General features: G+C 67.2%; 13 protein-coding genes. 9 read left to right on the top strand and 4 right to left on the bottom strand.

Annotated features, from left to right (window positions below; genetic code table 11):
- Positions 1-6 precede the first annotated feature (6 nt).
- The 5 genes from BVC93_RS08470 (at position 7) to BVC93_RS08450 (ending at position 5,238) form a co-directional block, all read left to right on the top strand.
- Positions 7-1,449: an aldehyde dehydrogenase family protein gene (locus tag BVC93_RS08470; protein WP_083736781.1), complete on the top strand. Its 1,443-nt coding sequence runs from the start codon at positions 7-9 to the stop codon at positions 1,447-1,449.
- On the top strand, positions 1,446-2,180 hold the full coding sequence (locus tag BVC93_RS08465) for an enoyl-CoA hydratase/isomerase family protein (protein ID WP_236950297.1): 735 nt from the start codon (positions 1,446-1,448) through the stop codon (positions 2,178-2,180). The genes BVC93_RS08470 and BVC93_RS08465 overlap by 4 nt, the downstream gene beginning before the upstream one ends.
- On the top strand, positions 2,177-2,899 hold the full coding sequence (locus tag BVC93_RS08460) for an SDR family NAD(P)-dependent oxidoreductase (protein WP_083736779.1): 723 nt from the start codon (positions 2,177-2,179) through the stop codon (positions 2,897-2,899). Before BVC93_RS08465 ends, BVC93_RS08460 begins: the two co-directional genes overlap by 4 nt.
- The gene (locus tag BVC93_RS08455; RefSeq protein ID WP_083736778.1) at positions 2,899-4,059 is read left to right on the top strand and encodes a dihydrodipicolinate synthase family protein; all 1,161 of its coding nucleotides are present in this window, start codon (positions 2,899-2,901) and stop codon (positions 4,057-4,059) included. Before BVC93_RS08460 ends, BVC93_RS08455 begins: the two co-directional genes overlap by 1 nt.
- 105 nt (positions 4,060-4,164) lie before the next feature.
- Positions 4,165-5,238, top strand: coding sequence for a TIGR03857 family LLM class F420-dependent oxidoreductase (locus tag BVC93_RS08450; protein WP_157517193.1), 1,074 nt, complete (start codon positions 4,165-4,167; stop codon positions 5,236-5,238).
- A 1-nt stretch (position 5,239) separates the two neighbouring features.
- On the opposite strand, the gene BVC93_RS08445 is transcribed toward BVC93_RS08450, so the two are convergent.
- From BVC93_RS08445 to BVC93_RS08435, 3 genes are all read right to left on the bottom strand, one after another.
- Entirely contained in the window at positions 5,240-5,530 is a 291-nt protein-coding gene (locus tag BVC93_RS08445) for a Dabb family protein (protein WP_083736777.1), read from the bottom strand.
- Positions 5,531-5,539: 9 nt separating this feature from the next.
- Positions 5,540-6,307 carry an SDR family NAD(P)-dependent oxidoreductase gene (locus BVC93_RS08440; RefSeq protein ID WP_083740898.1) on the bottom strand — a complete coding sequence of 256 codons (768 nt, stop codon included), beginning with the start codon at positions 6,305-6,307 and terminating at the stop codon, positions 5,540-5,542.
- A 143-nt stretch (positions 6,308-6,450) separates the two neighbouring features.
- Positions 6,451-7,263, bottom strand: coding sequence for an alpha/beta hydrolase (locus tag BVC93_RS08435; RefSeq protein ID WP_192860228.1), 813 nt, complete (start codon positions 7,261-7,263; stop codon positions 6,451-6,453).
- A gap of 90 nt (positions 7,264-7,353) precedes the next feature.
- On the opposite strand from BVC93_RS08435, the gene BVC93_RS08430 reads away from it, so the two are divergent.
- The 3 genes from BVC93_RS08430 to BVC93_RS08420 all read left to right on the top strand — a co-directional run bounded on the left by BVC93_RS08430 (position 7,354) and on the right by BVC93_RS08420 (position 10,469).
- Positions 7,354-7,974: a TetR/AcrR family transcriptional regulator gene (locus BVC93_RS08430; protein WP_157517192.1), complete on the top strand. Its 621-nt coding sequence runs from the start codon at positions 7,354-7,356 to the stop codon at positions 7,972-7,974.
- A 30-nt stretch (positions 7,975-8,004) separates the two neighbouring features.
- Positions 8,005-8,982, top strand: a complete 978-nt coding sequence (locus BVC93_RS08425) for an SDR family NAD(P)-dependent oxidoreductase (protein ID WP_083736775.1) — start codon at positions 8,005-8,007, stop codon at positions 8,980-8,982.
- A gap of 65 nt (positions 8,983-9,047) precedes the next feature.
- Positions 9,048-10,469, top strand: a complete 1,422-nt coding sequence (locus BVC93_RS08420; protein ID WP_083736774.1) for an APC family permease — start codon at positions 9,048-9,050, stop codon at positions 10,467-10,469.
- Here BVC93_RS08420 and relZ read toward each other — a convergent pair.
- Entirely contained in the window at positions 10,466-12,163 is a 1,698-nt protein-coding gene (gene relZ, locus BVC93_RS08415; RefSeq protein ID WP_157516823.1) for a bifunctional ribonuclease/(p)ppGpp synthase, read from the bottom strand. The two genes, BVC93_RS08420 and relZ, sit on opposite strands and share 4 nt — an antisense overlap.
- A 40-nt stretch (positions 12,164-12,203) precedes the next feature.
- Here relZ and purB point away from each other — a divergent pair, with 40 nt between their 5' ends.
- Complete coding sequence (gene purB, locus BVC93_RS08410; protein ID WP_083740896.1) at positions 12,204-13,622, top strand: adenylosuccinate lyase; 1,419 nt, start codon at positions 12,204-12,206, stop codon at positions 13,620-13,622.
- Position 13,623 lies beyond the last annotated feature (1 nt).

Raw genomic sequence — 13,623 nt, 5'->3', positions numbered from 1 at the left:
GAACCCATGACACTCAACGACGCCCTCCGGCGGACCCTGTTCATCGATGGCGAGTTCGTCGGTTCCGATGGCGACGTCCTGCCCGTCACCGACAAGGCCAGCGGCGCAGTGATCGGCGAGTCCGTCATCGCCACCGACGCCGACGTCAACCGTGCGGTATCGGGAGCTGTTGCTGCCCAACGGGAGTGGTACGCCACCCCGGCCACCGAAAGGGCGGCGGTCCTTCGCCGCGGCGGGGCGATCCTGGAGCGCGAAGCGGGCCGCTTCAAAGACGTCCTGATCCGCGAGGGCGGCGCCGTCGGCCCCAAGGCAGAAGGGGAGATCGGCGCCAGTGTCATCGAGTTCTTCCAGGCCGCAGAACTGGCCACGACTCCGCTGGGTGAGATCATTCCGTCCGGTCAGCGCGGCCGGGTCAACATCGTCGAGCGCCGTCCCGTCGGCGTGGTCGGGCTCATCACGGCGTGGAACGCCCCGGTGCACATCGCCATGCGGGTGCTGGCGCCGGCGATCGCGCTGGGCAATACGGTAGTGCTCAAGCCCGCCCCGGAGACCCCGTTCACCGGCGGACTGATGTTGGCCGAGGTACTCGCCGAAGCCGGGCTGCCCGCAGGAGTGGTCCAGGTGCTCACCGGCGGACCGGCCGGAGCCGGCTTGGTGAACCATCCTCAGGTCGACATGATCCACTTCACCGGGTCCGAGGACACCGGCCGTCGTATCAACGTGGCCGCCGCGCCACTGCTCAAGCGGGTGGCGCTCGAACTCGGCGGCAACAATGCCAGCATCGTGCTCGCAGATGCCGACGTGGAACTGGCCGCGCGGTGCGGTGCCGGGTCGTCATTCGGGCATCAGGGGCAGGTGTGCATTGCCACCGGCCGGCATGTCGTGCTCGCCGATGTCGCCGCGGATTACGTTGCGGCGCTGTCGGCCGAGGCAGCCCGGCTGACCGTCGGCGATCCGTACACCGCTGAGGTGGACCTGGGTCCCATGGTGTCGCAGCACCAAGTGGACAAGGCACTGGCCATGGTGACCAGCAGCGTCGACCTCGGGGCCAGGGTGGTCGAGGGTGGCACCGCCGACGGGGTGTTCCTGCGCCCAACCGTGGTGGACCAGGTGCGGCCCGGCATGGTCTTGCACGACGAGGAGGTGTTCGCGCCCATCGCTCCGGTGACGGTGGTGGACTCCGTGGACGAAGCTCTCAAGATCGTCAACGGCACCCGCTTCGGACTGTCCACGTCGGTGTTCAGCCGCGATCTCGACAAGGCGTGGAGCGTGGCCGACCAGGTGCGCTCCGGTATGGTGCACGTCAACGACGGCACCGCCATGCATGAGTCGCAGGTGCCGTTCGGAGGCACTGCAGCCTCGGGCCTGGGCGACGATCTGGGCGGCCGGGCCAATATCGATCTACTGACCGAGCGTCGATGGACGAGCCTGCAGCGGAACCTGTTGTGACCGACGGGGTTGTGCGGCTGGAGTTTTCGGGCCTCGTGGCGCGAGTGGAGCTGGACCGTCCGCGCAAACGCAATGCGCTGAGCACACATTTGATCACCGAGCTGCGCGGCCGCCTGGACGAGGTCGCCGTCTCAGAGGCCCGGGTGGTGCTGCTCGCCGGCGCAGGTCCGGTGTTCTGCGCCGGCGCGGATACCACCGAATTTTCCGGCGTGACAGCTGAACTGGTTCTTCGGCGCTGGACGCGACTGGGGCAGCAGGTTTTTCGCGCGCTGTCCGAGCTACCGCAAACCACCATTGCGGTGCTGGCCGGCGGCGCCTACGGCGGGGGCCTGGAACTGGCGATGCACTGTGATTTCCGGGTGGCCGCCGACGATGCGAAGCTGGGCCTTCCGGAAGCGACGCTGGGAACCACCCCGGGGTGGGCCGGGTTGGCCCGCATCAGCGAGATCGCCGGTACCTCCGCGGCCAGGCGACTGGCCCTGACGGGCCAACCGATTGAGGCCGCCGAGGCGTTCCGGCTCGGCATCGTTGACATCGTGGACGCCGATGCGGAGCGGGCGGCTGACGCGTTGGTGCAGAGCCTGCTGCTCACCACGCCCGGCGCCCAGTCGATTCTCAAGCGAGTGCTGGCCGCCTCCGGGCCCGCCGACTCAACCAACCTCATCGATTCCCTTGCCGGCGCCTACCTCATGGCCACCGGTCAGACCCGTTCCGGGAGGACGACATCATGACAAGAACAGTGCTCATCGCCGGGTCCTCCCGCGGTATCGGCGCAGCCGCAGCGCGCCAGGAAGTGGCCCGTGGCTCGCGGGTGATCCTGCATGGTCGCAGTGATTCCGTTGCCTTGAAGCAACTGTCGGCAGAGCTTGACGCTCCCGCCTATCACTGCGACGGGCAGGACGCCGCCGCGGTGCAGCAGATGGTCGACACCGCGCTGGCCGAGGTGGGGCCCATCGACGCCCTGATCTGCACGCTGGGCAGCGTCCTGGCTACCGATGCGCTGACTGGTTCCACCGAGGACTGGATCGCGGAGTACCGCTCCAACGTGCTGGGCCCGGTGAACTTCATCAGGGCGTTGGCTCCGTCCATGCAGGCCAACGGTGGCGGCCGCATTGTCACTGTGTCGTCGATCCGGGGCCGGGACAACCTGGCCAGCCCGGAGGTCACGGGGTACTCCGCGGCCAAGGCCGCGTTGGAGAACGTCACCGTGTCCTTCGCCAAGGCCCTGGCTCCGTCCATCACCGTCAACTCCGTGGCCCCCGGGTTCGTGTTGACCGACATGTCCGAGTCGTGGTCGGACGAGGTGCGCAAGGAGGTGGCCACCAACCTGCTGGGTCGCGCTGCCCAGCCGCAGGAGATCGCCGCACTGCTGTGCTTCCTGGTGAGCGACGGCGCCAGTTTCATCACCGGCCAGACGGTGCTCGCCGACGGCGGATTGGATGCCCGCTGATGGCACCACTGATCCTGCCGGATGCCGACGGCACACTGTCTGCGGTACAGCTGGCCGCGCCTGCTGCCCTGGTCGTTGCCTCGACACCGCCGAGCAGTCGGATCGTGTATGCCGCCGCGCATGTGGTGGCCGACCCGTTGCGGGCCTGCGACGCGGTGGCGGGGGTGGACCAGATCGACTGGGACGCCACGGTTGAACTGCGCCGCAGGCTCTGGTCGCTGGGATTGGGCGTGGCAGAGTCCATGGACACCGCACAGCGCGGAATGGGGCTGGACTGGGCGGGTGCCCGGGAGCTGGCGCTGCGTACGCTGGCAGATGCCCGCGATCGCGGCGGGCAGGTGGTGGTCGGTGTAGCCACCGACCAGATATCCAGCGATAGCCCGGGTCTGGATGAGATCCGTGATGCCTACCTGGAACAGATCAGCGATATCGAAGGTGCGGGCGGCTCCGTCGTCATGATGGCCAGCCGGCACCTCGCACGGGTGGCTCGCAGCCCCGACGACTACGCCAGGGTGTACGGCGAGGTACTGGAGCACGCCACCCGCCCGGTGATCCTGCACTGGCTCGGGTCCATGTTCGACCCGGCGCTGGCCGGCTACTGGGGACACGACGAACCCAAAGCCGCCATGGCCGGCGTGGTCGACATCATCGGCGCCCATGTCGACAAGGTGTCCGGCATCAAGGTGTCACTCCTGGACGCGGCGCTGGAAACGCTGCTGCGCGAGATGATCCCGGCACCGGCGCGGGTGTTCACCGGCGACGACTTCAACTACGTCGACCTGGTCGCCGGTGACGGAACGCGGCACAGCGATGCCCTACTGGGTGCGTTCGCCGCCGTGCCGCGGTTCGCGTCGGCGGCTTTCGCGCGGCTGGATGTCGGTGATGTCGACGGGTTCCGCGACATCCTGGAGCCGACGTTGCCACTGAGTCGGCTGGTGTTCAGCGCGCCCACCCAGTACTACAAGGTAGGTGTCGCGTGGCTGACCTACCTGGACGGCGGGCAGGACCACTTCCGGATGCTGCGTGGTTTCGAGACCGGTCGCAGCCTGCTCCACCTGGCTGAACTGGTGCGCGTCGCTGGGTCGATCGGCCTGTTCGCCGACCCCGATCTGGCCGCTCGGCGGGCATCTGCCTATTTTGCTGTGCAGGGGATCGGGTAGTGATGCTCACTGCGCGGCGTGATCGCTGTCGGCGGGGACCGGGCACGTGAGGTAACGGAACTCATCGCCGTCAAGTGGTGGTCACACCGCGGAACTGCGAGGTCTCTGCAACTGCGGCTGCAAGCAAGGAGTCTGGATGTGACCGATCGGGTGCTCGATGAGCTGGGGTACTACCTACTTGCCGGTGCAGGGGGCGAAGGGCCCGCGTCTCTCATGGACGAGGCGCGACGGGGTGAGCAGCTGGGGTTCGGCAGCGCCTTCATCTCTGAGCGCTGGAACGTCAAAGAGGCCTCGTCGTTGGTGGGCGCGGCCTGCGCGGTGACCAGCCGCATGCAGATCGCCACGGCCGCAACCAATCACAACACCCGCCACCCGCTGATCACCGCGTCCTGGGCCACCACCATGCACCGGCTGTCCAGCGGTCGGTTCACCCTCGGCATCGGCCGTGGCATCGCGGCAATGTACAACGCCTTCGGGGTGCCCGCGGTGACCACAGCCCAGATGGAGGACTTCGCCGCCGTGATGCGGCGGCTGTGGCGCGGTGAGCTGATCTTCAACCACGACGGACCCATCGGCGAGTACCCGGTGCTGTTCCTCGATGCCGACTTCCGCGAGGACATCCGCTTGGCCGTCGTAGCCTTTGGGCCGCAGACCCTGGCGCTGGGCGGCCGTGCCTTCGACGACGTCATCCTGCACACCTACTTCACGCCGGAAACCTTGGCACGCAGCGTCAAGACGGTGAAGGAGGCCGCCGAGCAGGCCGGCCGCGACCCCGACGCGGTCCGGGTGTGGTCCTGCTTGGCCACCGTCGGCGACCATCTACCCGAGGAACTGCGGCTGAAGAAGACCGTGGCTAGGCTGGCCACCTACCTGCAGGGTTATGGCGATCTGCTTGTCAGTACCAATAATTGGGATCCCGCTGTGCTGCAACGCTTCCGCGATGACGCCGTGGTGCAGTCCATTGCCGGCGGTATCGACCACAAGGCCAGTGCCGGGCAGATCGAGCACATCGCCGCCCTGATCCCTGAGGAATGGTTGGAGCCGTCGGCCACCGGGTCGGCGCGTCAGTGTGTGGACCGGGTGCGCAAGGAATTCGACTACGGCGCCGACGCGGTGATCATGCACGGTGGCACCCCGGACGAGTTGGCGCCGATTGTGGCGGAGTACCGGGCGAGGTGAGTCAGCTCTCGAGCTGCGCCACGGTCCTGGTGTCGAGGTTGGGGACGATCATCTCGTTGATGATGCGTTGGTGTTCGGGATGATCGCGGTAGGCGACGAAGCTGTCGCGGTCATCGAAGGTGCCGACCACGGCGAAGTCGACACTACCGGGTGAGAAGTTGATGTCGGGCCCGCAGACGTAGCTCTGCACACCGTCGACCGTGGCGACCACCGCCTGCAGTGCGTCGGCCACCGGCTGGCCGGCGAAGGATTCGTCTTTCCACTTGAACATCACGATGTGTGTGAACGGCATCCGGTCATCCTACGGTCGCATCGTGACCCCACCGTCGACCGCGAGCACCTGACCGGTGACGAAGCTGGAGTCCTCCGACATCAGGAACGCGCCCATGGCGGCGATGTCCTCAGGCTGACCGAAACGGTGTTTGATGGCGGCCATTGCCTTCGCCGAGGCGGCGACGGCCTCTGGTAGTTCCGGGAGATTCTCGTGCAGGATCAGGCCGGGGGTGATGGCGTTGGCACGGACCTTCTTCGACCCGTACCGTGCGGCCACGGTGCGCATCAGTGCGTGCACGGCGGCCTTGCTCATGCCGTAGGCCACACGCACCGGGCTGCCGGTGCTGGCCTGTGCGGAGGAGGTGTAAACCATCGATCCGCCACCCGAGTCCACCAGGGCGGGGACCGCGTGCCGCGAGCACAGGAAATACCCGCGGGCGTTGGTGTTCATCACCGCGTCGAAATCCGGCAACGGCAGATCAACCCCGGCGGGGGACAGTCCGTCGGCGAAGTTCGCGTAGTTGGCGTGAAATCCGTTGAGCCGACCGTACTTCGACATCGCCAACCCCACCAGCGCGGCCACGGAATCGTCGTCGGCTCCGTCGAGGTGGGCGCTGACGGCGCCGATCTCGGCGGCCACCGCCGCGGCCCGGTCGGCGTCGAGGTCGCCGAGGACCACCTGTGCGCCCTCGGCTGCGTAGCGGCGCGCCAGCGCATCACCGATGCCGCCGGCGCCTGCGACGACGATGACTTTTCCGGCCAACCTGTCGGATATCGGGTTCGATGATGTCGTCATCTGATCCCAGTGCACGGTTCGTGCCTTCCCGTCTGGCCTGCGGTATGGACCGACCATAGCGGGTCACGCGGGTGTCCGGACAGGATTGAAACGTTACATTCAACGGAGTTTCTGTTTCGCGCCGATAATTGGCACGATAGGGCTCAGGCGGTCAGAAGTGGTGCGATCCAAGTCAGTTCGGCCGGCAGCTGCGAACTCCAGAACGACCCGTCGTGACCGCCGGGGGAGAACCCGCCCGCAGGCGGGGTGGGCAACTGCGCAATGTATTCCTGCGTCGCTGAGTAGAACGGATCGCTGGTGCCGCAGTCGATGCGAACGGGGATGGAGGCCAGTTCCGGTAGCCCCCAGACCGAGTTGGCCGCGTAGTCGTCGGCCCCGTCGAACGCGCCAGGGGCCGTCGCTCCCGACGACAGCCACAGCGCCGGGCTGACAGCACAGATGGCCGCAGTGCGCGGTGCTCCGAGCCGGGCACCCAGCAGCAGCGCCCCGTACCCGCCCATCGACCAGCCGATGAACCCCACCCTCGAGGTGTCCAGTCCCTGCGAGCCCAGCATGGGAATGAGTTCGTCAAGCACCATGGCGCCCGAATCCTCACCGGATGTGCGCTTGTGCCAATAACTTCCACCACCGTCGACGGCCACCACCGCGAACGGAGGCAAGCCCGCGGCCACCGCCTGGGCCAGCCCCTGCTCCACACCGCCGGCCATCACCGTGGCCGCGTCGCTGCCTTTGCCGTGCAACGCGATCAACGGCCGCAGTTGCTCCGTCTGCCCCGGTGGCCGCGCGATCGCCCAGTTGGTGGCGACCCCGCCGCGGGCCGCGGACACAAACGATCCGGTGACCATCGTGGGCGCGGGCGTCGCCATGGCGATGGCGGGTGCCAGGGCACTGGCCGCCGAAGCCGCCGCCACCCCGGCTCCAAGACGCAAGACGGCGCGCCGGCTGAGCTCTGGCATGGCGGCAATCTTGCCATCGCCGGGTGAACAAGCTGGGTCCAGAGGCTGGTTTGAGCGAAAACGCCCAGCGTGACCGGGGTGGCTGGCAGCATGCTAACCGTGACGGCAGCAGTGACTCCGAAAGGAGAACGTCGGCGGTACGCACTCGTGCGCGCCGCCGCTGAGCTGCTGTGTGAGGGAGGCTTCGAAGCGGTGCGACACCGCGCGGTTGCCAGTCGCGCAGGTCTGCCGTTGGCGTCCACCACCTACTACTTCGCGTCGCTGGATGACCTGGTGGTCGCCGCGGTCGAACACATCGGCCTCGTGGAGGCCGCCAAGATGCGCGGCCACATCGAGGGGCTGTCCCGGCGCAGGCGGGGCCCCGAAGCCACCGTCGATGTCCTGGTGGACCTGTTGGTCGACGACAACGTGGCCGATGATCAGCTGATCTCGCGCTACGAGCGGTACATCGCGTGCGCCCGCCAGCCGGCCTTGCGTGCAGTTCAGCGCAGAATCCTGCAGCAACGCACCGAGGCCGTGAGCGAAGTGCTCGAACGATCAGGCCGGTGCGTGCGAGGCGAAACGCTGTCGGCGCTGGTCTGTGCCGTCGACGGCGCCGTGGTCTCCGCCCTGGTGGACAACGCCGGAACGCCGCGCGAGACCGCACGAGCCACCTTGATCGACGTCATCGACGTGTTCGCGCCATACGACAAGCGGGCCGCCCGGGTTTGACGATCGACGCGGGTGGTTACCTAACCCGTCATGAATTTCACCGCTGTGGTGGACACGGCGCTGGACCGGTCAGTGGTCCTGGGTTACACCAAGGTGGGCTCACAGCTGCGTCGCCACTGGTGGCCGGCTGACCCCACCCGCCAAGACCTCGCCGGCCAGCGGGTGGTGGTCACCGGAGCCACCTCGGGCATCGGTGAGGCCATGGCCCGGTCGTTTGCCGAACTGGATGCCATCGTGCACCTGGTCGGTCGCAGCGAAGCCAAGGTGACGGCGTCGGCGGGCAAGATCCGCGGCGCCGTTCCGGGCGCGCAGGTGATCGAGGAGATCTGCGACGTCTCCGACCTGGATGCCGTCCGGGCCTGGACCGCCGATCTGGCTGCCCGCATCCCCGCGCTGCGCGGCCTGGTGCACAACGCGGGCTCGATGCCACCCGAGCGCGTGGAGAGCAAGCAGGGCCACGAGGTCCAACTGGCCTCCCATGTCCTGGGCCCGCACCTGATGACCGAGGAACTGCTGCCGCTGCTGCGTGCCGCCGCCGGCGCGTCGGTGGTGTGGATGTCCTCGGGCGGGATGTACACCGCACCGCTGGTCGATGACGACCTGGAGTTCCGCGCCGGCTACACCGGCGCCAAGGCATATGCCAGAACCAAACGCATGCAGGTGGTACTGGCCGACGCCTGGGCGCGGCGGCTGGCGGGCACCGACGTCCGGGTGGAGAGCATGCACCCCGGCTGGGCGAGCACCCCGGGTGTCACGGAGTACCTGCCCCTGTTCGACAAGCTGACCAAGCCGCTGTTGCGTGATGCCGCCGACGGCGCCGACACCGCGGTCTGGCTGGTGGCCACCCGGCCGGAGTCGGCGGCAGGACACTTCTGGCATGACCGGGCCCAGCGTCCCACCACCTTCGGCTGGCAACGTGCCGAGAACCCGGCAAAGGTAGCCCATTTCCTCGAACAGGTCGCCACACTGACCGAAACGTCCACCGATTGGACCGGTTTGCCCGATTGAGCAGTTTCACCCCTCTGCGCTGACCGATGATGAAAGGCGCATCCCACCCCCCGCTAGGAGGAGATATGGCGCAGTCGGACGTCGAGGAACAGCCGAAGCTCAAACGGGTGATGGGCCCGGGACTGCTGCTGCTGTTCGTGGTCGGCGACATCCTGGGCACCGGTGTCTACGCGCTGACGGGACAGGTCGCCGGAGAGGTGGGCGGAGCGGCCTGGCTGCCGTTCCTGGTGGCCTTCCTGATCGCCACCATCACCGCGTTCTCCTATCTGGAGCTCGTCACCAAATACCCGCAGGCCGCCGGCGCTGCGCTGTACGCGCACAAGGCCTTCGGCATCCACTTCGTGACGTTCCTGATCACCTTCATCGTGATGTGCTCGGGCATCACATCGGCGTCCACCGCGTCACGGGCGTTCGCGTCGAACGCGGTCGAAGGATTCGGCCTGGACTGGGGCAAGGTCGGCGTCGGAGCCATTGCCCTGGTCTTCATGGCGGCACTGGCCGCCATCAACCTGCGCGGCGTCAGTGAGAGCGTCAAACTCAACGTCGGATTGACCATCGTCGAGATCACCGGTCTGCTGACCGTCATCCTGGTCGGCCTGTGGGCTTTCACCCAGGGTGGCGACAACATCGACTTCTCCCGCGTCGTCATGTTCGAAAGTGAAGACGAGCGAAGCGCTTTCGTGGCGGTGACAGCGGCCACCTCGCTGGCGTTCTTCGCGATGGTGGGTTTCGAGGACTCGGTGAACATGGCCGAGGAAACCAAGGACCCGGTACGGATTTTCCCCAAGGTGCTGCTGACCGGTCTGTCGATTGCCGGCATCGTCTACATCCTGGTGTCCATCATCGCGGTGGCGCTGGTCCCGATCGGCGACCTGACCGAGAGCGACACCCCGCTGGTCGACGTGGTGCGCGCCGCCGCGCCGGGGCTGCCCATCGACGAGATCTTCCCGTTCATCACCATGTTCGCCGTGTCCAACACCGCGTTGATCAACATGCTGATGGCCAGCCGGCTGATCTACGGCATGGCGCGCCAGCACGTGCTGCCGCCTGTGCTGGGTGCGGTGCATCCCAAGCGCCATACCCCGTGGGTGGCCATCATGTTCACCACGGCCATCGCGTTCGGGCTGATCTTCTACGTTTCCGGATTCGCCAGTGCCAATGCCATCTCGATTCTGGGTGGCACCACGTCACTGCTGCTGTTGATGGTGTTCGCGGTGGTCAACGTCGCGGTGTTGGTGCTGCGCAAAGACGTCCAGAACAACGGTGAGCACTTCAAGACGCCGACCGTGCTGCCCATCGTCGGTTTCATCGTGTCGCTGTACCTGGTGACGCCGCTGTCCGGGCGCGACCCGCAGCAGTACCTGGTGGCGGGCATCCTCATCGTGATCGGCATCGTGTTGTTCTTCATCACCACGCTGATCAACAAACAGATGGGGTTGAAGGGCCAGATCACCGATCCGAGTCATCTGGCTGACGCGCCGGACTAGAAGTCACCGAATTTGGTGGCCCGGGCCTCCAGTTGCTCCACCCGGTGAGCATTGCCCTGCAGTTCGATGTAGCGCCGCCCGAACGCGCGGAGCAGGGCGTCGTCCAGGCGGCGTACCGCCCCCGGCGGGAAGCGGTAGTCCATCGCGGCGTTCACCGCCTCGGTGTCGATGCCGTCGAGCACCTCGTCCAGCCGGTCGAGCGAGTCGATACCGAGTTCGAGCAGCAGACCGGAGATCCAGGCGTAGTGGTCGGTGCGCGACCAGCCGGCGTCGCGGAACCGGTTACCCAGATAGGTGGCCAGGACCGGCGTGGCGATGCGCGGATCCTGCGTCGGCTCCTCCGCCGGTGCCGGGGTGGTGGAGCGCAGCCGCTCCCGGATGGCGGAGAACTCGCGGTCGGCGAGCTCGAGCAGCCCGGCGGCCAGGGTGAAGCGGCGATCCAGATCGGGCGCGTCGTCCTCGGGGACCGAGCCCTTGTAGCGGATGTCGTGTTCGAATTCCGCCCACGCGTGCTGCAGCACCGTGCGGACCTGGATCGAGGCCGGCTGCTGCTCACCTTCGACGGCCACCAGCAAGTGCCTGCTGGCGTATCCCCACCGGCCCGCGCTGGCGGTTTCCACCCCCATGTCGCGGTCGTCGAGCAGCCGCATCCCGTCGGCCAGCAGCGTCGCGACCGTCGCGACGTCGTCGCGGACGTAGGTGATGACCCGCAGTCCGATCTGATCGGTGATCTCGGCGAGTGGATCGGTGTAGAGCCGCCGGCCGTCGACGGTGCGGTCGGCTTTGGCGGCAAAGGACGCGATGGTCTTGGTGCGCGCCGTGACACTGAGATAGTTGATGCCGGCGTCGTCCAGCAGCGCGGTCACCAGGTCGAGGTAGTGCGCGGTGCTGACCTTGAGAGCGGGTCTACGCCGGGCATACTCGGTGATGGCGTCATGCACCGCCCCGGGGGTGGCTTCCGGGGCGGCAGGCTCCAGGTCGGCGGGCAGCGTCGGGGTGACGATGAAACCGGTCTCGAGGTCGCCGTAGACGGTGACCTCGGACGGCGACTCATGGACCAATCGGGCGACGTAGGCGCACACCACGGCGTCGACGGGATCCTCGGCCTTGCGAAGCTCGCTTTTGCGGGTGGCCTGCTCCACCGAGTCACGCAGGTCGTGCCAGGCCGGGCAGTCGGTGGTGATGAGCGGCAGCCCCTCGATGTGATCCATCAACCGCAGCAGTTCCGAGCGCAGCTGGGCGACGGTGCGGCCAGGCTTGGCCTTGTACTTCAACGTGCGGCCCAGCCGGAACAGCGCCACTGTCGCCGGGTGCGGATACACCTCGATGGCGCGCCTGCTTGCGGTGGACGCCGGATCGATGTCGAGGTCAAGGTCGTCGGCCAGTTTCCTGGCGCGCGGAGTGCCGGCGAACTCGGGTTTGCCTTTGTTCGCGGGGTGCGCGCCCGCCTGGAAACGGCCGAAGTCGGCGTTGAGCGCCTTCTCGCACGGCCGCTGGCCGGTGTCGTTCTCCACCACCAGAGGCGCATCGAAGGCGACCAGACACTCGTCCTGGACGTACGGCTGCAGTGCCGCCCGGATGCTGGCGTCGTCGGTGGCTGCGCCGACGTGCACCAGTTTGCCGGCGTCGTCGAGGACGGCCACACCGCTGGGCTTGCGTTGCCCCCATGCGAGGTCGAGGCCCACGAAGTACATGCGCTCAGTGTGCTGCATGAGAGCCGTAAGCTGTGTGTTCGTGAGTATTCCGAACGTCCTGGCCTCGAGGTATGCAAGCGCGCAGATGACGGCCATCTGGTCGCCGGAGGCCAAGATCGTCGCCGAACGGCGACTCTGGTTGGCTGTGCTGCGCGCCCAGATCGAGCTCGGGGTGCCGGTTCCTTCCGGGGTGGTCGAGGACTACGAGCGGGTGATCGAGGACGTCGATCTGGCATCGATCGCCGCCCGTGAGCGGGTCACCCGCCACGACGTGAAGGCACGTATCGAGGAATTCAACGCCCTGGCCGGCCACGAGCACGTGCACAAGGGCATGACCAGCCGCGACCTCACCGAGAACGTCGAGCAGCTGCAGATCCGGCAGTCGCTGGAGTTGGTGTTCGCCCACGGGGTGGCGGTGGCTTCTCGCTTGGCGGCCCGTGCCGTCGAGTATCGCGACCTGGTGATGGCCGGGCGGTCGCACAATGTCGCCGCGCAGGCCACCACGTTGGGGAAGCGGTTCGCCTCGGCCGCCGAGGAAGTCTTGGTGGCGTTGACCCGGGTGCGGGAGCTGATCGACCGGTATCCGCTGCGTGGCATCAAGGGCCCGATGGGCACCGCGCAGGACATGCTGGACCTGTTCGACGGTGACGCCTCTCGCCTTGCCTTGCTGGAGTCTCGAGTGGCTTCGTTCCTCGGATTCTCGTCGGTGTTTCGCAGTGTCGGGCAGGTGTACCCGCGCTCACTGGACCACGATGTGGTCTCGGCGCTGGTGCAACTCGGCGCTGGCCCGTCGTCGTTCGCGCACACCGTGCGGCTGATGGCCGGGCACGAACTGGTCACCGAGGGATTCGCACCCGGACAGGTCGGGTCGTCGGCCATGCCGCACAAGATGAACACCCGCTCGTGTGAACGCGTCAACGGCTTGCAGGTGATCCTGCGTGGTTACGCTTCGATGGCAGCGGAATTAGCTGGGGCGCAATGGAACGAGGGCGACGTCTTCTGCTCGGTGGTGCGTCGCGTCGCGCTGCCGGATGCGTTCTATGCGCTGGACGGGCAGACCGAGACGTTCCTGACGGTGCTCGACGAGTTCGGTGCCTACCCCGCGGTGATCCAGCGGGAACTGGACCGCTACCTGCCGTTCCTGGCGACCACCCGGATTCTGATAGCCGCGGTGCGTGCCGGGGTGGGCCGCGAAACCGCGCACGAGGTGATCAAGGAACACGCCGTGGCCGTTGCCCTGGCGATGCGGGAAAAGGGTTCCGAGCCTGATCTTTTGGATCGGTTGGCGGCCGATCCTCGGCTGCCGCTGGACCGTGCTGCGTTGGATGCGGCGCTGGCCGACAAGGGGGCGTTTATCGGCGCCGCGGGAGACCAAGTGGACCAAGTGGTTTCGGCTGTGTCGGAATTGGTTGCGCAGTACCCCGACGCTGCCGAGTACACGCCCGGCGCGATCTTGTAGA

Source organism: Mycobacterium sp. MS1601, assembly GCF_001984215.1.
Classification (GTDB): domain Bacteria; phylum Actinomycetota; class Actinomycetes; order Mycobacteriales; family Mycobacteriaceae; genus Mycobacterium.
The sequence above is the reverse complement of the archived record's forward strand: the minus strand, read 5'-3'. Positions and strand labels throughout refer to the sequence as shown.

Excerpts from the sequence above, each read along its gene's own strand:
- BVC93_RS08470 (WP_083736781.1), top strand. The coding sequence starts at position 7 with ATGACACTCAACGACGCCCTCCGGCGGACCCTGTTCATCGATGGCGAG.
- BVC93_RS08460 (WP_083736779.1), top strand. The coding sequence starts at position 2,177 with ATGACAAGAACAGTGCTCATCGCCGGGTCCTCCCGCGGTATCGGCGCA.
- BVC93_RS08455 (WP_083736778.1), top strand. The coding sequence starts at position 2,899 with ATGGCACCACTGATCCTGCCGGATGCCGACGGCACACTGTCTGCGGTA.
- BVC93_RS08445 (WP_083736777.1), bottom strand. The coding sequence starts at position 5,530 with ATGCCGTTCACACACATCGTGATGTTCAAGTGGAAAGACGAATCCTTC.
- BVC93_RS08440 (WP_083740898.1), bottom strand. The coding sequence starts at position 6,307 with ATGACGACATCATCGAACCCGATATCCGACAGGTTGGCCGGAAAAGTC.
- BVC93_RS08435 (WP_192860228.1), bottom strand. The coding sequence starts at position 7,263 with ATGCCAGAGCTCAGCCGGCGCGCCGTCTTGCGTCTTGGAGCCGGGGTG.
- BVC93_RS08430 (WP_157517192.1), top strand. The coding sequence starts at position 7,354 with ATGCTAACCGTGACGGCAGCAGTGACTCCGAAAGGAGAACGTCGGCGG.
- BVC93_RS08425 (WP_083736775.1), top strand. The coding sequence starts at position 8,005 with ATGAATTTCACCGCTGTGGTGGACACGGCGCTGGACCGGTCAGTGGTC.
- BVC93_RS08420 (WP_083736774.1), top strand. The coding sequence starts at position 9,048 with ATGGCGCAGTCGGACGTCGAGGAACAGCCGAAGCTCAAACGGGTGATG.
- relZ (WP_157516823.1), bottom strand. The coding sequence starts at position 12,163 with ATGTACTTCGTGGGCCTCGACCTCGCATGGGGGCAACGCAAGCCCAGC.